The organism is Pseudomonas sp. NPDC089428, from assembly GCF_044749325.1.
Lineage (GTDB): Bacteria > Pseudomonadota > Gammaproteobacteria > Pseudomonadales > Pseudomonadaceae > Aquipseudomonas.
Genome location: NZ_JBIVHT010000002.1, coordinates 333,856 through 352,713, shown reverse-complemented (window position 1 = coordinate 352,713; position 18,858 = coordinate 333,856). Strand labels below are relative to the sequence as shown.

15 protein-coding genes are annotated in these 18,858 nt (G+C 64.5%); 8 read left to right on the top strand and 7 right to left on the bottom strand.

Annotated features, from left to right (window positions below):
- Nucleotides 1–119: 119 nt before the first annotated feature.
- Together ACIPZ5_RS04955 and ACIPZ5_RS04950 are read right to left on the bottom strand one after the other, a co-directional pair.
- Nucleotides 120–1,505: a VOC family protein gene (locus tag ACIPZ5_RS04955; protein WP_261942031.1), complete on the bottom strand. Its 1,386-nt coding sequence runs from the start codon at nt 1,503–1,505 to the stop codon at nt 120–122.
- A 190-nt stretch (nt 1,506–1,695) separates the two neighbouring features.
- Complete coding sequence (locus ACIPZ5_RS04950) at nt 1,696–2,586, bottom strand: LysR family transcriptional regulator (RefSeq protein ID WP_343594443.1); 891 nt, start codon at nt 2,584–2,586, stop codon at nt 1,696–1,698.
- 136 nt (nt 2,587–2,722) lie between these two features.
- Here ACIPZ5_RS04950 and ACIPZ5_RS04945 point away from each other — a divergent pair, with 136 nt between their 5' ends.
- Both ACIPZ5_RS04945 and ACIPZ5_RS04940 read left to right on the top strand, forming a co-directional pair.
- Nucleotides 2,723–4,213: an aldehyde dehydrogenase family protein gene (locus ACIPZ5_RS04945; RefSeq protein ID WP_315973263.1), complete on the top strand. Its 1,491-nt coding sequence runs from the start codon at nt 2,723–2,725 to the stop codon at nt 4,211–4,213.
- Between the two features lie 161 nt (nt 4,214–4,374).
- Nucleotides 4,375–5,661 carry an FAD-binding oxidoreductase gene (locus ACIPZ5_RS04940; RefSeq protein WP_261942029.1) on the top strand — a complete coding sequence of 429 codons (1,287 nt, stop codon included), beginning with the start codon at nt 4,375–4,377 and terminating at the stop codon, nt 5,659–5,661.
- A 108-nt stretch (nt 5,662–5,769) separates the two neighbouring features.
- Here ACIPZ5_RS04940 and ACIPZ5_RS04935 read toward each other — a convergent pair whose 3' ends face one another.
- Nucleotides 5,770–7,197: a mechanosensitive ion channel domain-containing protein gene (locus ACIPZ5_RS04935; protein WP_400807047.1), complete on the bottom strand. Its 1,428-nt coding sequence runs from the start codon at nt 7,195–7,197 to the stop codon at nt 5,770–5,772.
- A gap of 220 nt (nt 7,198–7,417) precedes the next feature.
- On the opposite strand from ACIPZ5_RS04935, the gene ycaC (ACIPZ5_RS04930) reads away from it, so the two are divergent.
- The 4 genes from ycaC (ACIPZ5_RS04930) (at nt 7,418) to ACIPZ5_RS04915 (ending at nt 11,778) form a co-directional block, all read left to right on the top strand.
- On the top strand, nt 7,418–8,047 hold the full coding sequence (gene ycaC, locus ACIPZ5_RS04930) for an isochorismate family cysteine hydrolase YcaC (protein ID WP_261942027.1): 630 nt from the start codon (nt 7,418–7,420) through the stop codon (nt 8,045–8,047).
- 114 nt (nt 8,048–8,161) lie between these two features.
- Nucleotides 8,162–8,728, top strand: a complete 567-nt coding sequence (locus ACIPZ5_RS04925) for an antibiotic biosynthesis monooxygenase (RefSeq protein WP_343594441.1) — start codon at nt 8,162–8,164, stop codon at nt 8,726–8,728.
- 39 nt (nt 8,729–8,767) lie between these two features.
- On the top strand, nt 8,768–9,586 hold the full coding sequence (locus ACIPZ5_RS04920) for an alpha/beta fold hydrolase (RefSeq protein WP_400807043.1): 819 nt from the start codon (nt 8,768–8,770) through the stop codon (nt 9,584–9,586).
- Between the two features lie 350 nt (nt 9,587–9,936).
- Nucleotides 9,937–11,778, top strand: coding sequence for an amidohydrolase (locus ACIPZ5_RS04915; RefSeq protein WP_343594816.1), 1,842 nt, complete (start codon nt 9,937–9,939; stop codon nt 11,776–11,778).
- A 165-nt stretch (nt 11,779–11,943) separates the two neighbouring features.
- Here the strand turns inward: ACIPZ5_RS04915 and ACIPZ5_RS04910 are convergent, their stop codons facing one another.
- From ACIPZ5_RS04910 to ACIPZ5_RS04900, 3 genes are all read right to left on the bottom strand, one after another.
- Nucleotides 11,944–13,542, bottom strand: a complete 1,599-nt coding sequence (locus tag ACIPZ5_RS04910) for an MFS transporter (protein WP_400807040.1) — start codon at nt 13,540–13,542, stop codon at nt 11,944–11,946.
- Between the two features lies 1 nt (nt 13,543).
- Nucleotides 13,544–14,806 (bottom strand): OprD family porin, encoded by a 1,263-nt coding sequence (locus ACIPZ5_RS04905; RefSeq protein WP_400807037.1) that lies wholly within the window; start codon nt 14,804–14,806, stop codon nt 13,544–13,546.
- An 80-nt stretch (nt 14,807–14,886) separates the two neighbouring features.
- Complete coding sequence (locus tag ACIPZ5_RS04900) at nt 14,887–15,744, bottom strand: LysR family transcriptional regulator (protein ID WP_261942022.1); 858 nt, start codon at nt 15,742–15,744, stop codon at nt 14,887–14,889.
- A 129-nt stretch (nt 15,745–15,873) separates the two neighbouring features.
- Here ACIPZ5_RS04900 and ACIPZ5_RS04895 point away from each other — a divergent pair, with 129 nt between their 5' ends.
- Entirely contained in the window at nt 15,874–17,070 is a 1,197-nt protein-coding gene (locus ACIPZ5_RS04895) for a YbfB/YjiJ family MFS transporter (protein ID WP_400807035.1), read from the top strand.
- Here ACIPZ5_RS04895 and ACIPZ5_RS04890 read toward each other — a convergent pair.
- A complete protein-coding gene (locus tag ACIPZ5_RS04890; RefSeq protein WP_400807032.1) occupies nt 17,031–17,942 on the bottom strand; it encodes a LysR substrate-binding domain-containing protein in 912 nt (303 codons plus the stop codon). The two genes, ACIPZ5_RS04895 and ACIPZ5_RS04890, sit on opposite strands and share 40 nt — an antisense overlap.
- A 279-nt stretch (nt 17,943–18,221) precedes the next feature.
- Here ACIPZ5_RS04890 and ycaC (ACIPZ5_RS04885) point away from each other — a divergent pair, with 279 nt between their 5' ends.
- A complete protein-coding gene (gene ycaC / locus ACIPZ5_RS04885; RefSeq protein WP_060485146.1) occupies nt 18,222–18,851 on the top strand; it encodes an isochorismate family cysteine hydrolase YcaC in 630 nt (209 codons plus the stop codon).
- Nucleotides 18,852–18,858 lie beyond the last annotated feature (7 nt).

Here is an 18,858-nt window from a genome sequence, read left to right as displayed (position 1 = left end):
TTTGCGGCCCATTCGCGGGTAAACCCGCTTCCACAGGGTTACGACAGGCCCGAGGCCAGCGCTGTACCTGTAGGAGCGGGTTTACCCGCGAACGGGGCGCAAAGCGCCCCCGGCGTGTGTTACATCGAACCCAGGTCCAGCGCCTGGGCACAGGCCTGCAACGAGCGCCGCTCGCTCTGCGCATACAGCGCCAGCTCATCCTGCACCTGCAGCCCCAGCGCCGCTTCAAACGCTTCGCGGTTGGCATTGCTGCCATATTCGGCCTGGCCTTCATCCCCCAGGTTTGACTGGAAGATCCCCGCCGCACTCACCGGCAGGAAGTCCTCGTACACCAGCGCCTCGAAGTGCACATGGCCGGCCGCGATCAGGCCTTCCAGCGTGGTCGGGCGATCCGCTTGCCCACGCGCTGCCAGGCCCTTCTCGGTAGCGAAGTAGCGGAAGTACGCCAACCCTTGCTCGCGCATCTGCGCCAGGTCATCCGGAAACTCGCTGAAGCTTTCCTGCAGCAGGGCCATGTAGCGCTCGGCATTGGCCTCGGCCGGCGCGCCACCCAAGGCGGCGCGGGTGGCGTCCAGCAGCCTGTCGTACAGCTGGCGGCCCTTCGGTGTCAGGGCCGCGCCGCGCTGTTCGATCTCGCCGAAGCGTGCGGTGTGGCTGCCCTGGTGGTCGCTGAACGCAACCTTCTCCTGCAATGCCTTGAAGCTGGTCTGGCGCAGCAGGATCGGGTGGCGGCGGGTGGGCGGGCCTTCGACCACGGCTTTCGGCGGGATGCCCTTGGCCGGCATGCCGACCTGGATCGCGTCGATGTCCAGGGTGCGTGGGGTCAGGTGGTTGATATGCGGGCCTTTGAAGGCCACCACATCGGCGATCAGGCGGTGTTGGTCGTGCAGTTGCTGGTACTGCTCGGCAGTGACCGTGGCGTCCTGGTGCCAGCGGAAGGTGTGCAGGGCTTCGCGGACGAACTCGTCGGCATCGGCGGCGTTCAGGCCGCCATCATGCTCGGATTGGGCAATCAGTTCGAGTGCGCGCGAGGTAAAGATCTTGCGCTTGGCCAGAATCTCCTGGGCCAGCTCACGCAGTTGCAGGTTGTCGATCAGCTCCAGGCGCAGCAACGAGGTGAACACGCGGAACGGGCTGACATGAAGCGACTGCTCATGCACGGCGCGGAACGCGGTGGAATGCACCGGCACACCGGCCGAGCTGAGATCGTAGTAGCCGACCGGCGCCATGCCCATCACCGCGAACAGGCGAGCGATGGTCGCCAGCTCTTCGGCAGTGCCGACGCGGATGGCGCCGTGGCGTTCCTGGTCCAGGCGCTCGATCTCGCCGGTCCAGCGCAGGGCCTCGGCCACCTTGGGTTGCTCGGCCATGACCCGCTGGTTGATTTCGCTCACCAGCTCCAGCAGCGTGCCGTACAGCGGCACTTCCTGTTTGTACATGAGCGACATGGCGGCAGAGAACTGCGCGCGGATGCTGTCGGGGCTGACGAAATCGTGGGCGGGCATCGCTAGCTTCCTGGTTAGGTTCGGACACTTACATGAAAGCTTGGAATGCACTTGGCTCACAAGCGAAAAAAAGTAAGCCAGTCATTCCATTTCTGATCGACCTCAAGGGCCCTGTCGCGGCTAAAGCCGCTACCACAGGGACCGCGCAAGGTTCGATCCTGTGGGAGCGGGTTTACCCGCGAAGAGGCCCTCAAGCCTGCAACTGCTCGCGAATCCATTCCACCAATGCCCTGACTTTAGGCACCTCCGCCGCATGCTCGGCATAGGCCAGGTAATGCTTACCGGCACTGGGCATCGCATGGTTCCAGGCAATCACCAGGCTGCCCTCGGCCAACTCTTTCGCCACCAGGTATTGCGGCACCAACGCCACCCCACAGCCGGCCTGCGCCGCACTCAACGCCATGTAGAACGTATCGAACCGCGGCCCGTGGTAGGCGCTGACACTGTGCAACCCAAGCTCCAGGAACCACTCATGCCAAGCCTCCGGCCGCGACGTGCTCTGCAGCAGCACCATGTCCGCCAACTCACCCGCACCCCCCAGCTCACGCCCGGCCAGCAGCTCCGGCGCGCACACCGGCACCACCTCTTCGCCGAACAGCTCGACACAGGTGGCCCCCGGCCAAGTGCCTTGGCCATAGAAGAACACCACATCCGCCGAACCCTGCAGCAAGGCGAACGGTTCCATCTCGTTGCGGATGTCGAGGTGGATGTTCGCGTGGCGTTTGCCAAAGCCCTTGAGGTGCGGGATCAGCCAGCGCACGCCAAAACTTGGTTGAGTGGCTACCTTCAATATCTCGGTCTGCTCGCCGTAGGTGAGTACGTAGCGGCTCGACATGTCGACCTGGGTGAGGATCTTGTTGACCTCGGCCAGGTACAGACTGCCAGCGGGCGTGAGTTGCAGGCGCCTGCGGATACGCAGGAACAGGTGGTGGCGCAGCATCTCTTCCAGCTGCGCCACCTGCTTGCTGACCGCACTCTGGGTCAGGTGCAGCTCTTCGGCGGCACGGGTGAAGCTCAGGTGGCGGGCTGCAGCTTCGAAGCACTGCAGGGCGGTCATGGAGGGCACCAGGCGTTTGGACATAGCGGTCTCTGCGGCTCAAATCATTACCTGACGGAATGATATGCGGAATAAAGGTCGTTTGTTGCACCGGTGTGATCGGATTAATACTGATCCACATCATTTTTCCACCCCATCACCCGATGTAGGAGAAGCACAAATGGTTGCTGGATTGCTCGAGCGCCTTGGCGTTGCCGCCGAGGCTTACACCCAGGGCGACTACCCTGTTCACACGCCGATCGACGGCAGCCAGATCGCCTCGGTGAAATTGCTCGGCAAGGCCGAGACCATCGCCCGCATCGATCAGGCCCAGAGTGCCTTCGAAGCCTGGCGCAGTGTGCCGGCCCCGCGCCGTGGCGAACTGGTGCGCCTGTTTGGTGAAGTACTGCGTGCGCACAAGGCCGACCTCGGCGAGCTGGTCTCGATCGAAGCTGGCAAGATCACCCAGGAAGGCCTGGGCGAAGTGCAGGAAATGATCGACATCTGCGATTTCGCCGTTGGCCTGTCGCGCCAGCTGTACGGCCTGACCATCGCTTCCGAGCGCCCGGGCCACCACATGCGTGAAACCTGGCACCCGCTGGGCGTGGTCGGCGTGATCAGCGCCTTCAACTTCCCGGTGGCCGTCTGGGCCTGGAACACTGCGCTGGCCCTGGTGGCCGGTAACTCGGTGGTGTGGAAGCCGTCCGAGAAGACCCCGCTGACCGCCCTGGCTTGCCAGGCGCTGTTCGAAAAAGCCCTGAAGGCCTTCGGTGACGCCCCAGCAGGCCTGGCGCAACTGGTGATCGGCGGCCGTGAAGCCGGCGAAGCCATGGTCGACGACCCACGTGTACCGCTGGTCAGCGCCACCGGCAGCACCCGCATGGGCCGTGAAGTCGGCCCACGTGTTGCGGCCCGCTTCGGTCGCAGCATCCTCGAGCTGGGTGGCAACAACGCCATGATCCTGGCCCCGAGCGCTGACCTCGACCTGGCCGTGCGCGGCATTCTGTTCTCCGCTGTCGGCACTGCCGGCCAGCGTTGTACGACCCTGCGTCGCCTGATCGTGCACCGCTCGATCAAGGACGAAGTGGTTGCCCGCGTCAAAGCCGCCTACGGCAAAGTGCGCATCGGTGACCCACGCAAGGACAACCTGGTTGGCCCGCTGATCGACAAGCAGTCGTTCGACGCCATGCAAGGTGCACTGGCCAAGGCCCGCGACGAGGGTGGTCAAGTATTCGGTGGTGAGCGTCAGCTGGCCGACCAGTACCCGAACGCCTACTACGTCACGCCGGCCATCGCCGAGATGCCTGGGCAAAGCGACGTGGTGCGCCACGAAACCTTCGCACCGATCCTCTACGTGCTGGCCTACGACGACTTCGAAGAGGCCCTGCGCCTGAACAACGAAGTGCCACAAGGCCTGTCGTCGTGCATCTTCACCACCGACATTCGTGAGGCCGAGCGCTTCCAGAGTGCTTCGGGCAGCGACTGCGGCATCGCCAACGTCAACATCGGCACCAGTGGCGCCGAGATCGGCGGGGCGTTTGGTGGCGAGAAGGAGACTGGCGGTGGTCGTGAGTCCGGTTCCGATGCCTGGAAAGGCTACATGCGTCGCCAGACCAACACCGTGAACTACTCGCGCGAGCTGCCGCTGGCGCAGGGTATCGTGTTCGACTGATGCTGTATGGCCGGGGGCTGTGCCCCCGGTTCGCGGGTCAAGCCCGCTCCCACAGGTACATCACAGATTTTGAACACTGTGGAGTACCTGTGGGAGCGGGCTTGACCCGCGAATGGGCCGCAAGGCGGCCCCAAACAAGAATAAATTGCTGGAGCCGGGCCATGTCCGAACTGCGTCAAGAGTGCTTGTGGGAATTCGTCAGCAAACCGAGCGTGGCCGCCCAGGCCCTGGCCGGTGAACACAAGGCTGATGTCTGCGTGATCGGCGGCGGCATCACCGGCCTGTCGGCGGCCATCCACCTGCTCGAACAGGGCAAGTCGGTGATCTTGCTGGAGGCCTGGAAGATCGGCCACGGCGGCTCCGGGCGCAACGTCGGGTTGGTCAACGCCGGCACCTGGATTCGCCCCGATGATGTCGAGGCGACCCTCGGCCAGAAGCAGGGCAGCCGCCTGAACAAGGTGCTTGGCGAAGCCCCGGCGCAAGTGTTCGCCATGATTGAACGCCTGGGCATCGACTGCCAGGCCCAGCACAAAGGCACGTTGCACATGGCGCACAACGCCACCGGTATCGCCGACCTCGAGGCCCGCCACGAGCAATGGCGCCGCCGCGGTGCCGACGTCGAGCTGCTGACCGGCGCCCAGTGCCAGGAATACTGCGGTACCGACAAGATTTCCGCCGCGCTGCTCGACCGCCGCGCCGGCACCATCAACCCGATGGGCTACACCCAGGGCCTGGCCGCCGCCGTGGTGCGCCTGGGCGGCAAGCTGTTCCAGCAATCCTCGGTCGAAGGCCTGGAGCGCGATGGCGATGGCTGGCGGGTGAAGACCGCGCGCGGCTCGGTGCGCGCCGACAAGGTGGTGATCTCCACCGGCGCCTACACCGAAGGCGACTGGAGCAACCTGCAGAAGCAGTTCTTCCGTGGCTATTACTACCAGGTGGCGTCCAAGCCGCTGCATGGCGCGGCCGCCGACAAGGTGCTGCCGCACGGCCAAGGCTCGTGGGACACGCGCACGGTGCTCAGCAGCATCCGCCGCGACGATCAGGGCCGCCTGCTGCTGGGCAGCCTTGGCCGGGTCGACAACAAGCCGGCCTGGTTCGTGCGCAGCTGGGCCGACCGGATCCAGAGCCATTACTACCCGGAGCTGGGCAAGGTCGAGTGGGAAATGCACTGGACTGGCTGCATCGACTTTACCCCTGACCACCTGATGCGGCTGTTCGAGCCGGCGCCGGGGCTGGTGGCGGTGACGGGCTATAACGGCCGAGGCAATACCACCGGGACCGTGATTGGCCGGGCGTTTGCCGAATTCCTGCTGAAGGGGGAGGCGGACAGCCTGCCAATTCCGTTCTCGCCGATGAAGGGCGTGAGTGCGCCTTCGCTGCGCACGGCGTTCTATGAGTCCGGCTTCTCGCTGTACCACGCGGGGCAATGCTTGAGGGTTGTGTTGTAAGCACTGGCCTCTTCGCGGGCAATCCCGCTCCCACAGTGATTGCGCAAGGCCTGAGAGTTGCGCAGTACCTGTGGGAGCGGGTTCACCCGCGAAGGGGCCGGCACAGGCTTACTTGTGCAGCCAACTGAGGAAGCCACCTTTCTTGATCGAACCCGGCTTCTGCAGCAACAGCGACTCCCGGCTCTGCCGGCGGAACCGCTGCAACTTGCTCAACGCCGTCTGCACCTCTCCACGCTGCTCCAGGCAGCTCTTCACCTGCGCCTTTTCTATGCGGTACAGCACACAGCTGGTCAAGGTACGGAACTCGGCCATCGAGTCGTCTTCGTCGATGATCCCCTCGATCCCCAGCACCTCACCTGGCCCCATGCGCCCGGCCTCCAGCAGCTTGTCGCCATCACGCACCGACGCCGAAACCACACCGCTGCCAATCACCAGCAAATGATCGGACTGTTCGCCCACGCCGAGGATCACCTGGTCGGCCAGGTATTCCACAGCGGTCATGCGCTGGCTCAAGGCATCCCGCTCTTCGTCACTCAGCGAGCGGAACACCCGCACCTCGTCCAGCACTTCGCGCTGGCGGCTGCGTGGCGGCATGGCCAGGTCGACGTTCCACATCACCCCGCTGGCTTCCAGGTGGCGGTGCGCCAGGTCGAACAACTGGTTGCGAGCATCGGTCTTGCCGCCCATGTCAGCGATGAATCCGCTGGCTTCGTACTCCACCGACTCCAGCGTCGAGGTCTTCACCGTGACCTTGGGCTTGGGTGAGGCGAGGATCGCGCTGGTGCCCTGCAGGGCTTTCTCCAGGGCATCGAAAACCCGTTTGGGGCGAACCTTGGCTGGCACCACCACGCAAATCGACACGCCGTTCACATCGGCCGGGCGGCTGTGATTGAGCAGCCGTGCCTTGGCCGCCACTGAGTTGGGGATCACCGCCAGGCTGCCACTGCCGGTGAGCAGGCGCGTGGCGCGCCAGTCGATGTCCAGCACCTTGCCCTCGGTGCCATCGATGGAGATCGAATCGCCAATCTGATAGGGCCGCGTGGTGTTCAGCACGATGCCGCTGAACACGTCGGCCAGGGTGCTCTGCAGTGCCAGGCCGATGACGATGGCCATCACCCCGGAAGTGGCCAGCAGGCCCTTTACCGGCAGTTGCAATACATACCCCGCAGCGGCGACCACGGCAGCGAGGAAGATCAGCGCCCCCAGTACATCCTGCAACAGGCGCCCGCCATGGCTGCCACGGGCCACCAGCAGCAGGCCGAACACCACGGTCACCGTGCGCGCGCCGAACAGCCACCAGCCGATCGCCAGCACTGTGGCGATCAGGTTGCGTGATACATCGTCGGGCCACGGTGGCGGCTGCAGCGGGCTCATGCCGGCGGCCACCAGCACCGAGCTGAACAGCAGGAAGATCACCAGTCGCGCGCCAATGCGCCAGGCCCGGCGCTGAATCGGGATCAACTGCCAGAGCACGAGGTCGAGCAGGATCAGGGCGGTACCGAGCAACAACGGGGACGACTGGATGAACGCCAGCATGGAAGTCTCGGGAGTGAGGGGAGGGCTGTGCGTAGTAATAGAGCAGCTTGCTCAGGCAAGCAATGAGGCCAGCAAATCCACTGCCAATAGATCGTTCCTTTAATGGAACGCTAAAGCCAGAAACCACTAACTACCGCTCCAAAGGTGTTGGTTTTAATCTTCTCCCATCAACGCGAAACACCCAACTTACTGAAAATCAAAACCCTTAGGAGCTACCGCCATGACCCACTTCAAATACAACCGCCTGAACAAAGACGACGCCGCTGTTCTGCTGGTGGACCACCAGGCAGGTCTGCTGTCCCTGGTCCGCGACATCGAGCCTGACGCCTTCAAGAACAACGTGCTGGCCCTGGCTGACCTGGCCAAGTTCTTCAACCTGCCGACCATCCTCACCACCAGCTTCGAGCAAGGCCCCAACGGCCCGCTGGTGCCGGAGCTGAAAGCGCTGTTCCCGGATGCCCCGTACATCGCCCGCCCAGGCCAGATCAACGCCTGGGACAACGAAGACTTCGTCAAGGCAGTGAAGGCCACTGGCAAGAAGCAGCTGATCATCGCCGGTGTGGTGACCGAGGTTTGCGTAGCCTTCCCGGCGCTGGCGGCCCTGGAAGAAGAATTCGAAGTGTTCGTGGTGACTGATGCTTCCGGCACCTTCAACGAAATGACCCGTGATGCTGCCCATGACCGCATGAGCCGGGCTGGCGCGCAACTGATGACCTGGTTTGGCGTGGCCTGTGAGCTGCACCGCGACTGGCGCAACGACATCGAAGGGCTGGCTGCCCTGTGCTCCAACCACATCCCGGACTACCGCAACCTGATGACCAGCTACAACGCTTTCAACGCCAACAAGTAAGCCGAGCGCCGGGCACCGACAGTCGGTGCCCGGCGAGGGCAGCACACCTATCCAATCCACCGCCCGTCCGCCGTTGCACAGTGGATGCGGGCAAGCTCATCCCAAGGAACGCCGATGAACACCGCACTCCAAGACAACCGCAACGTGGTGACCCTGGTCATCCAGCACAAGGCCCGCGCCGAGTCGCTGGCGGCCTACGAAGCGTGGCTCAAGCGCACGGTCAGCGCCGCGCGCCGCCAGCCGGGGCACCTGGACGTCAACGTTATTCGCCCTGACGAAGGCGGGCTGCACTTCACCACCGTGGTGCGCTTCGCTGACGCCAGCTTGCTGCAGGCCTGGGTCAACTCGGCCGAACGCCAGGCGTTGGTCAATGAAGTACTGCCATTGCTCGAAGGTGGTGATCACACCCAGGTGCACGATGACCCGGAGTTCTGGTTCACCCCGCCAAGCACCAACGCGGCGCAACCACCGCGCTGGAAGCAGGCGCTGCTCACCTACCTGGTGATCTGCCCGATGACCATGATCATCCCGCAGTTGCTGGCGCCGTTGTTCGCGCGCTTCCCGCAACTGGCCGGGCCGGTCAGCGGCAACCTCATCGTCAACCTGTTCGTCATCCTGCCCGTGGTGTTCTACATCATGCCTTGGGTAACCCGCCGTTGCGCCAACTGGCTGCGCGGCTGAGCCACGCCTTCACCTTCAGACTTTCAAGGAGATATCGACATGACCACTCTCGTGACCCGCGACGGCACTTCGATCTATTACAAGGACTGGGGCAGCGGCAAACCGGTGCTGTTCAGCCACGGCTGGCCACTGGACGCCGACATGTGGGACTCGCAGATGGAGTTCCTGGCCAGCCGCGGCTACCGCGCCATCGCGTTTGACCGCCGTGGTTTCGGCCGTTCGAGCCAGCCGTGGACCGGCTACGATTACGACACCTTCGCCGACGACATCGCCCAGCTCATCGAGCACCTCGACCTGCATGACGTGACCTTGGTGGGCTTCTCGATGGGTGGCGGTGATGTCAGCCGCTACATCGCCCGCCACGGCAGTGAGCGGGTGGCCGGGCTGGTGCTGCTGGGGGCGGTGACGCCGGTGTTCGGCAAGCGCGTCGACAACCCTGAAGGTGTCGACCTGTCGGTGTTCGAGGGCATCCGCGCTGGCCTGCGTGCCGATCGTGCACAGTTCATCGCCGATTTCGCAGCGCCGTTTTATGGCATCAACCATGGGCAGCAGGTGTCCCAGGGTGTGCAGACTCAGACCCTGAACATCGCCCTGATGGCGTCGATCAAGGGCACCCTGGATTGCGTGACCGCGTTCTCGGAGACCGACTTCCGTCCGGACATGGCCAAGATCGATGTGCCGACCTTGGTGATCCATGGTGACGACGATCAGATCGTGCCCTTCGAGACCACCGGCAAGCAGGCGGCGGAGCTGATTCGTGGGGCTGAGCTGAAGGTGTATGCCGGCGCGCCGCACGGGTTCGCGGTGACCCATGCCCAGCAACTGAACGAGGACTTGCTGGCGTTCCTGCAGAAGTAATTGTGGAAGGCATTCGCGGGTGAACCCGCTCCCACAGGGAAAGCAGTAACTGTGGGAGCGGGTTCACCCGCGAAGAGGCCGACCATGGCTGCATAAAACCTGAACAGGGCTAACCTTCTAGCTCACCGCACATCCATCCAAGCCCTGACCCTGCGTCAACCGGCATGCTCCACAGTTGCGCCTGCCGCCGCCCCCAGACGGAGAAGACCATGTCCCAGGACCGCAACGACAAGACCCGTCGCCAGTTCCTCGCCACCAGCACCGTGCTAGGTGCCGCCGGCGCCCTCTGGTCCGCATTGCCCTTTACCGGCCAAGCCGGTTCCGCCCACGCATCCACCCAAGGAGGTTCCATGACCGCCGACCTGATTCTGTTCAACGGCAAACTGCACACCGTTGACCGCGAAAAGCCCACCGCCACCGCCGTCGCCATCAAGGATGGCCGTTTCATCGCCGTGGGCAATGACGCCGAGGCCATGGCCCACAAGGGCAGCGCCACGCAGATCATCGACCTCAAGCAGCGCACGGTGATCCCCGGCCTGAACGACTCGCACCTGCACCTGATCCGCGGCGGCCTGAACTACAACCTGGAGCTGCGCTGGGAAGGCGTGCCGTCGGTGGCCGATGCCCTGCGCATGCTCAAGGACCAGGCAGCGCGTACACCGACCCCGCAGTGGGTGCGTGTGGTCGGTGGCTGGAACGAATTCCAGTTCGCCGAAAAACGCATGCCGACCCTGGAAGAAATCAACCAGGCCGCGCCCGACACCCCGGTGTTCCTGCTGCACCTGTATGACCGCGCGCTGCTCAACCGCGCCGCGCTCAAGGCCGTCGGCTACACCAAGGACACACCGAACCCGCCGGGTGGCGAGATCCAGCGTGACAAGTTCGGCAACCCGACCGGCATGCTGATCGCCCGTCCCAACGCGATGATCCTCTACGCCACCCTGGCCAAGGGTCCGAAGCTGCCACTGGAATACCAGGTCAACTCCACCCGCCAGTTCATGCGTGAGCTGAACCGCCTGGGCCTGACCAGCGCCATCGATGCCGGCGGCGGCTACCAGAACTTCCCGGACGACTACCAGGTGATCCAGGAACTGGCCGACAACAACCAGCTGACCGTGCGCATCGCCTATAACCTGTTCACCCAGAAGCCCAAGGAAGAGCTCGACGACTTCCGCAAGTGGACGTCCAGCGTCAAGCTGCACAGCGGCACCGACTTCCTGCGCCACAACGGCGCTGGCGAGATGCTGGTGTTCTCCGCCGCCGACTTCGAGGACTTCCTCGAGCCGCGCCCAGACCTGCCGCAGACCATGGAAGAAGAGCTGGAGCCCGTGGTGCGCCACCTGGTCGAGCAGCGCTGGCCGTTCCGCCTGCATGCCACCTACAACGAATCGATCACGCGCATGCTCGACGTGTTCGAGAAGGTCAACCGCGACATCCCGTTCAACGGCCTGCCGTGGTTCTTCGACCATGCCGAAACCATCACCCCGCAGAACATCGAGCGCGTGCGTGCGCTGGGCGGCGGCATCGCCATCCAGGACCGCATGGCCTTCCAGGGTGAGTACTTCGTCGACCGCTACGGCGCCAAGGCGGCCGAGCAGACCCCGCCGATCAAGCGCATGCTGGAGATGGGCGTGCCGGTCGGCGCCGGTACCGACGCTACCCGCGTGTCCAGCTACAACCCGTGGACTTCGCTGTACTGGCTGGTCAGCGGCAAGACCGTCGGCGGTATGGAGCTGTACCCGGAAGGCCTGAGCCGCGACACCGCGCTGCAGCTGTTCACCCAGGGCAGCGCCTGGTTCTCCAGCGAGCAGGGCAAGAAGGGCCAGATCAAGGTGGGCCAGCTGGCCGACCTGGCGGCACTGTCGCTGGACTTCTTCAGCGTCGATGAAGAGGCGATCAAAGGCATCGAGTCGGTGCTGACGATCGTTGACGGCAAGGTGGTGTACGGCGCGGCTGAATTCGACAAGCTTGGCCCAGCACAGGTGCCGGTGCTGCCGGAGTGGTCGCCAGTGACCAAGGTGCCGGGGCACTGGCGTGTAGGCACGCCGTCGCTGGCAGCCGCCGTGCACCAGTGCAGCGGGCCATGCGGGGTGCATGCGCACAGCCATGAAAAGGCGCGGCATTCGAGCGTACCGGTGAATGACTACCAGGGCTTCTGGGGCGCGCTGGGTTGCTCGTGCTTCGCGTTCTAAGCTGAGCTTATGTGAAAGGGGGCCAGTTATTGGCCCCCTTTTTCGTTCCTTCAGTGCTGGCCTCTTCGCCGGCAAGCCCGCTCCCACAGGTACTGCACAGCCCTCAGGACCTGCGCGGTCCCTGTGGGAGCGGGCTTGCCCGCGAAGAGGCCGGTAAGGCCTGCATCAATGGTGTGCCTTGTGTTCAACGCCAGCCAACAGGTGGCGGATCTTCACCTCGACCCCGTCGGTCTGCAGCATTCTGACTCGCGCCTCGATCTTGAGCTCCCCCCGGGTCACCCGATGGTGATGCCGCAAATGCTCCAGCCAAGACTCCTCGAAGAAGAACTCCAGCCATAGCGCAGGATCTGCACTGTCCCGCATCAACCCCCACGACAGTGCGCCATTGCGCTTGCGCATCGCCTCCAGCTCCCGCGCCGCCTGCTGAAATGCCTCGGCCTTGGCCGGCTCGATGTGGTACTCCACGGTGACCATTACCGGCCCGCTTTCCTTGTCCATGTCATCGCTGAGCACCGGCACCGGCCAGTGCAGCGACGGCGTCAGTTCCTCGGCTTCGGTCTCCGGCAAGGTGACCTTGCAGGTCAGCAAGGTGCCCAGCGCCAGGCCACCTGCGGCCAGCAACAGGCTCAGGGTAATCGATGCATGGCTGGCCAGCGTGCCCCACAGCAAGCCGCCGCTGGCCATGGCGCCGAAGAAGAACAGGATGTACACCGACAACGCCCGCGCCCGTACCCAGGCCGGTACCGAGGTCTGCGCCGCTACCTGCAGGTTGGACAGCACCGCAATCCATGCCGCGCCACTGAGCAGCATCGCTGGCAACAGCGCGTAGAAGTTGCGCACCAGCGCCAGGGCCAGCAGGAACAGGGCATACACCAGGCTGGCGAGCAGCACCAGGCGGTCGCGGCTGATGCGCTCGCGCTGGCGCGGCAGCAGCGTGGCGCCGGCCACCGCGCCGATGCCGATGGCCGCCAGCAGCAGGCCGAAGTCGGCCGCGCTGCCGTGCATCTCACCGCGCACGATCAGTGGCAGCAACGAGGTCCCGGCGCTGGCGCAGAAGAAGAACGCCAACGCCCGCAACAGCACGGCCTGCAAGGGTTTGGCACTGCGTGCGAAGCGCAGGCCGGTGCGCATGGCAGCGACGAAGCGCTCGGCCGGCAGCAGCGGCTCCTTCACCTCACGCTTCCACAGGAACAGCACCAGGATCACGCCGGCGAAGGACGCGGCATTGAGGGCAAAGGTCAGCCACGGGCCGACCATGCTCACCACCACACCGGCCAGCGCCGGGCCGATGGCGCGCGACACGTTGATGCCGACGCTGGAAATGGCCACCGCGTTGGCCAGGTCCTGCTTGCCCACCAGCTCCGGCGTCAGCGCGCTCCAGGCCGGCATCATCAACGCCGTGCCGATGCCCAGCGCCAGGGTCAGCACCAGCAGCAGGGTGACGTTCATCAGGCCGAGCAGGGTCAGTGTGGCGAGCACAACGGCTACCGATGACATCCACAATTGCACCAGCAGCAGGTAGCGGCGCTTGTCGACGATATCCGCCGCTGCGCCGGCCGGCAGGGCGAGGAAGAACATCGGCAGCGAGCCGGCCACCTGGATCAGCGCCACATGCAGCGGGTTGGCCGACAGCGTGGTCATCAGCCAGCCGGCGCCCACCTCGTGCATCCAGGTGCCGATGTTGGAGGCGATGGTGGCGATCCACAGCATGCGGAAGGTGGTGTTGCGCAACGGGCTCCAGGCGCCTGAAGGGGAATTGCTCATGTCAGAAGCTGCCTTTGAGGGGGTATTCGATGATCAGGTATATACGGTCGATGTCATCGCCGGCCTGGGCCTGGTTGGCGCGGTGGCTGACGTGGGAGAACGACAGGCTGAGGTCCTTGGCGGCACCGGACTGGACCACGTATTTCAGGTCGACGTCGCGCTCCCAGTGCTTGCCGCCCTGGCCGTACTGGTTCACATAGGCTCCGCTGGACGGGGCGTGACTGCCATCGATACCGCGGCCGCTGACGTAGCGGCCCATCAGGCTCAGGCCAGGCACGCCGAGGGTGGCGAAGTTGAGGTCGTAGCGCAGTTGCCAGGAGCGCTCGCCGGGGCCGTTGAAGTCGGCGTACTTGATCGAGTTTGCCAGGTAGATGGAGTCGCCGCCGACGAAGTCGAACGGCGTGTCGCCCTCGACCTTCTGGTACGCCAGGGTCAGGGCCTGAGCGCCGAAGCTGTATTTGCCCAGCAGGCTGTAGGCGAGAGTGTCGATCGCCCCGGCGCTGGCATTGCCGGTGTCGCGGGTCTTGTAGAGATTGCCGTCCAGGCGCCAATTGCCTTCTGCCAGGTTCAGGTTGAGGTAGGCCTGGCGCCAGGTGTCCTCCAGCTGCCCGGCGTACAATGCGCCGCCGAAGGGGCCGTGCGGCGCAAAGGTGGCGCCGGCTAGGCTGATGGCGCGGTTGCGGGTGGTGGCGCCGTAGCCGCTGAAATCGTCGTGGGTGGAGCTGTTGTCCTGGTTATTGAAGGCCGTGAAGCGCCCGGCCTGCAGGCGCCAGTCAGGCAGGTCGGTATTGTCCACGAACCAGCCGGTGGCGTACTCCGGATGCAGGCGCTTGTCGGCGGTGTCGAAAACCGGGGTTTCGACGGTCATTTCACCGTAACGCAGCTGGGTGTTGCCCAGGCGCAGCTTGAGCGCGGCGCCGGCGCTGGAGTAGTCGGACTCGGCGCGGCCATCGCTGTCGCGGGGCAGCAAGCCGGTGCCGGCATGGCCGCGGCCGCCGTCGAGCTTGAGGCCGAGAAAGCCATGGGCGTCGAGGCCGACACCGACCGTGCCTTCGGTGAAGCCCGAGCGGACCTCGCCGATGAAGCCCTGGGCCCATTCCTGGCGGTAGTTCTGGCCGCTGGCGGAGGGCGAGCGGAAGTCGCTGTGCAGGAAATAGTTGCGGCTGAGCAGCGACCAGCCGGGATCTTCTGCCAGGCTGAGTGCCGGGCAGAGGGCGAGGGTGGCGAGCAGGGCGCGGCCTGGTCCGGGGTTGGCGCGGATCATGGGGCCTCCAAGGGGGATGATCCGGGACTGTGGAGCAAGGATAGGCCAGCGGTCTTGTAAGGGTGTGCTGGAACGGGCAGCTAGAGGCTGAACGCCTTGGCGATCGCATCGATCACCACCCGCACCCGCGCCGTATGGCGGACATCCTGATGGGTCACCAGCCAGATGTCGTAAGGCCTGCCTTGCGCCCACACTTGCTGCAAGCCCGCACGTGCGCCCATCGGCACCGGTAGTTCACCCAGCCCGATGCCACTGGCCAGTGCTTGGCGCACCATCAGACCCGAGGTGCAAGTCATGGCGATGCGCCCTTTGGCGATCGGTTCGCCGGCCAGTGTCACCTCCTTGCCGCTGTCCAGATAAGGCTGGTAGATCACCAGTTCGTGCCCGGCAAACGCACCACCGGGCACCGGCTCGCCAAAGTGCTGGAGGTACGTATGCGAGGCGAACAGTGCGGTTTGCCAGCGCGCCAGGCTCCGCACCACCAGTTCAGGGTTGTCCGGCTTGTGCGTACGTACGGCGATATCTGCCTCGCGCTGGCTGAGGTTGAGCATCTGCGTGGACGCGTGCAATTGCACCTCGATCCCAGGGTGTTCCTGGCGCAACCGAGCCACGGCTGGGATGATGAAGTCCGACGCGAAGGCGTCGGTACTGGTCACTCTCACCACCCCGCTCAGGCGGTCATCCAGTCCAAGAATCTGCCGCTGCAGGCCGGCGGCGGCAGATTCCATCGCCAAGGCAGCCCGCATGGCCACTTCGCCGGCGCTGGTCAGGGAGTAACCGCTGGAGGTCCGCAGGAACAGCGTGGCATGCAGCGCGCCCTCCAGCGATGCGAGCCGGCGACCCACCGTGGCCTGGTCCACGCCCAGGCGGCGTGCGGCGCCGCGCAGGGTTTGCTCGCGGCACAATGCAAGAAACACGCGGGTGTCGTCCCAGTTCATCGAAGTCGTCCTCGGTGATGCGAAAATGCAGGGCTGGTATGTAAACTCGCTGCGTTATTTCATCGTTCGGCGAATTTATGCTTTCCCCATCACCATCATCAAGCGCCGTTCACGGGGCAGGGGAAAATCATGAACAATTCGATACGTGCACCCTGGTTGCCGATTTGGGCTGGGCTATGTGCCAGCCTGGTCGGGATCGGCCTGGCACGGTTTGCTTATACACCGCTGATTCCGGCACTGATCGGTGCTCACTGGTTCGCCAGTTCAGCAGTGGTCTATCTGGGGGCGGCGAACCTGGCCGGCTACCTGATCGGCGCCCTGATTGGCAGGCCGCTGGCTGCCCGGTGGTCGAGCGCCATGGCGCTGCGCGGCATGATGGTGCTGGTGAGCCTGACATTCCTGGCGTGTGCCTGGCCGTTGTCGGTGAGCTGGTTCTTTGCCTGGCGCCTGCTGTCGGGCGTGGCAGGTGGTGTGATCATGGTGCTGGTGGCCAGCGCAATACTGCCCCATGTCACTGCCTCGCGACGCGGCCTGGCCAGCGGGGCCATCTTCCTGGGGCTGGGCCTGGGCGTCGCGGCTTCTGCGAGTCTGGTGCCATGGTTGCTGGATAAAGGCCTGCAGCAGACCTGGCTGGGGCTGGCCGCGTTGTCGCTGCTGCTGACCGTTACCAGCTGGGCAGGCTGGCCCGTTGAACTTGAACATTCGTCGGTGCCCTCCGCACGGCGGCAGGCGGCGGTTTCACCCGCAATTCTCGTGCTGTTTGGGCAATACGCGTTGATGGCCACGGCGCTGGTGGCACCCATGATGTTTCTGGTCGATTACATCAGCCGCGGCCTGGGCGCGGGCACCCACGCTGGCGCTGTAATATGGGGACTCTATGGCCTGGGCGCGATTGCCGGACCGGTACTGTATGGGTTGTTGGCCGATCACCTCGGTGCCCGTGCCGGCATTCGTCTGGTGCTGTTGGCACAACTGGGTGCGCTCGGGATCTTGCTGAGCAGTCACGACCTGCGCCTGCTGGGTGCCGCCGCGCTGCTGATCGGATCCTTCCCCCCGGGCATCGTGCCACTGGCGCTTGCCAGGGTGCATCAGCTGGTGGACGGCCATGACCGGCAGAATGCGACCTGGAGCCGTGCGACAGTTTCGTTCGCCAGTTTTCAGGCCATTGCCGGCTACGCATACTCGGCGTTGTTCGCCGCCACGGATGGCCACTACGGTGTGCTGTTCGCGGTGGCGGCCGGGGCGGTGTTGCTGGCGCTGCTGGTCGACCTGCTGCTCAAGGAGCGTCAGGCCATGTCGCTGATGGCGAACTCTTCGGCCAGGTGATCGATCAGCGCACGCACCGACGGCAGCAACCCGCGCCGCGACGGGAAGATCGCATGCACGATGCCACAACGCGGGTGCCAGTCTGGAATCAGCTCTACCAACCGCCCCGCCGCCAGGTCTTCACGCACCGCCACCCGCGGCAAGTGCGCAATGCCCACGCCGGCCACCACGAAGTGGCGCAGGGCGAACAGGTCATCGGTGACCATGCGTGGCGTATGCGGGATGACGATGCTGCGGCTGTTGTCCTCGCCCTGGAACAGCTCCCACTGGTACTCCCGCTGGGCGCTGCCCCAGTGCAGGCTCGGCAGCGTGCCGAGCAGCTGCGGGTCAAAGCCCATCGGCAGTTGTTCCAGGTACTGCGGCTGGCCGACCAGGCACTGGGTGCTGTTGCTCAGCACCTTCATCACCATGTCGGTGTTTTCCAATGGCGGGAAGCGTACCCGCAGGGCGATATCGAAGCCCTCGTGCAGCAGGTCGACGCGGCGGTTGGTGCTCTCGATGAACAGCTCCACCTGCGGGTACTTGAGCATGTAGCGGGTCAGCATCGGCCCGACCCAGGAATTGAGCAGGGTGGTCGGGCAGCTGATGCGCACCAGCCCGCGCGGTTCGCTGCGGTTGCGCTCGATGATCTCTGCCGCACCCTCGGCTTCCACGCGCATGGCCAGGCAACGGTTGTAGTAGGCCTGGCCAATCTCGGTCAGCGAGCAGTGGCGGCTGGTGCGGTGCAGCAGGCGCACGCCGAGGCGGTCCTCAAGGTCGGCGATGCGCCGGCTGAGCTTCGACTTGGGCATGTCCAGCGCCCGGCCGGCAGGTGCGAAGCCACCGTGTTCCACGACTTGGGTGAAGTAGTAGAGGGAGTTGAGGTCTTCCAATGATCGGTCTCCGGGTATTCGGTTGCCTGTGCCGGCCCTTTCGCGGCTAAAGCCGCTCTTACAGGGACCGCGCAGGCCTTGGGCCTTCGGTGATCCTGCAGGAGCGGCTTTAGCCGCGAAGAGGCCGGCACAGCCCCTACAAATCCATCGTTCACAAAACGGAACGCTAAAGCCAAATTCTGCTATCTACCGCCGTAAAGGTGATGATTTTAATCTGTGCCCATCAACACGAAACACCCCAGATTGCTGAAAAATTCATAAACCTTAGGAGCACAGACCATGAGCAAATTCACCTACAACCGCCTGAACAAAGATGACGCCGCTGTCCTGCTGGTCGACCACCAGGCTGGCTTGTTGTCCCTGGTCCGCGACATCGAGCCGGACAAGTTCAAGAACAACGTGCTGGCCCTGGCCGACCTGGCCAAGTTCTTCAACCTGCCGACCATCCTCACCACCAGCTTCGAGCAAGGCCCCAACGGCCCGCTGGTGCCGGAGTTGAAAGCGCTGTTCCCGGATGCCCCGTACATCGCCCGCCCAGGCCAGATCAACGCCTGGGACAACGAAGACTTCGTCAAGGCGGTGAAAGCGACTGGCAAGAAGCAACTGATCATCGCCGGCGTGGTGACCGAGGTTTGTGTAGCCTTCCCGGCGCTGGCGGCCCTGGAAGAAGAGTTTGAAGTGTTCGTGGTGACCGACGCTTCCGGCACCTTCAACGAAATGACCCGTGATGCTGCCCATGACCGCATGAGCCGGGCTGGCGCGCAACTGATGACCTGGTTTGGCGTGGCCTGTGAACTGCACCGCGACTGGCGCAACGACATTGAAGGGCTGGCGGCGCTGTGTTCCAACCATATTCCGGACTACCGTAACCTGATGACCAGCTATAACGCGCTGACTGCGGGTAAGTAATCGCTCG

What these genes read in the sequence shown, in the direction of transcription:
- ACIPZ5_RS04955 (WP_261942031.1), bottom strand. Translation starts at nt 1,505, where the DNA reads ATGCCCGCCCACGATTTCGTCAGCCCCGACAGCATCCGCGCGCAGTTC.
- ACIPZ5_RS04950 (WP_343594443.1), bottom strand. Translation starts at nt 2,586, where the DNA reads ATGTCCAAACGCCTGGTGCCCTCCATGACCGCCCTGCAGTGCTTCGAA.
- ACIPZ5_RS04945 (WP_315973263.1), top strand. Translation starts at nt 2,723, where the DNA reads ATGGTTGCTGGATTGCTCGAGCGCCTTGGCGTTGCCGCCGAGGCTTAC.
- ACIPZ5_RS04940 (WP_261942029.1), top strand. Translation starts at nt 4,375, where the DNA reads ATGTCCGAACTGCGTCAAGAGTGCTTGTGGGAATTCGTCAGCAAACCG.
- ACIPZ5_RS04935 (WP_400807047.1), bottom strand. Translation starts at nt 7,197, where the DNA reads ATGCTGGCGTTCATCCAGTCGTCCCCGTTGTTGCTCGGTACCGCCCTG.
- ycaC (WP_261942027.1), top strand. Translation starts at nt 7,418, where the DNA reads ATGACCCACTTCAAATACAACCGCCTGAACAAAGACGACGCCGCTGTT.
- ACIPZ5_RS04925 (WP_343594441.1), top strand. Translation starts at nt 8,162, where the DNA reads ATGAACACCGCACTCCAAGACAACCGCAACGTGGTGACCCTGGTCATC.
- ACIPZ5_RS04920 (WP_400807043.1), top strand. Translation starts at nt 8,768, where the DNA reads ATGACCACTCTCGTGACCCGCGACGGCACTTCGATCTATTACAAGGAC.
- ACIPZ5_RS04915 (WP_343594816.1), top strand. Translation starts at nt 9,937, where the DNA reads ATGACCGCCGACCTGATTCTGTTCAACGGCAAACTGCACACCGTTGAC.
- ACIPZ5_RS04910 (WP_400807040.1), bottom strand. Translation starts at nt 13,542, where the DNA reads ATGAGCAATTCCCCTTCAGGCGCCTGGAGCCCGTTGCGCAACACCACC.
- ACIPZ5_RS04905 (WP_400807037.1), bottom strand. Translation starts at nt 14,806, where the DNA reads ATGATCCGCGCCAACCCCGGACCAGGCCGCGCCCTGCTCGCCACCCTC.
- ACIPZ5_RS04900 (WP_261942022.1), bottom strand. Translation starts at nt 15,744, where the DNA reads ATGAACTGGGACGACACCCGCGTGTTTCTTGCATTGTGCCGCGAGCAA.
- ACIPZ5_RS04895 (WP_400807035.1), top strand. Translation starts at nt 15,874, where the DNA reads ATGAACAATTCGATACGTGCACCCTGGTTGCCGATTTGGGCTGGGCTA.
- ycaC (WP_060485146.1), top strand. Translation starts at nt 18,222, where the DNA reads ATGAGCAAATTCACCTACAACCGCCTGAACAAAGATGACGCCGCTGTC.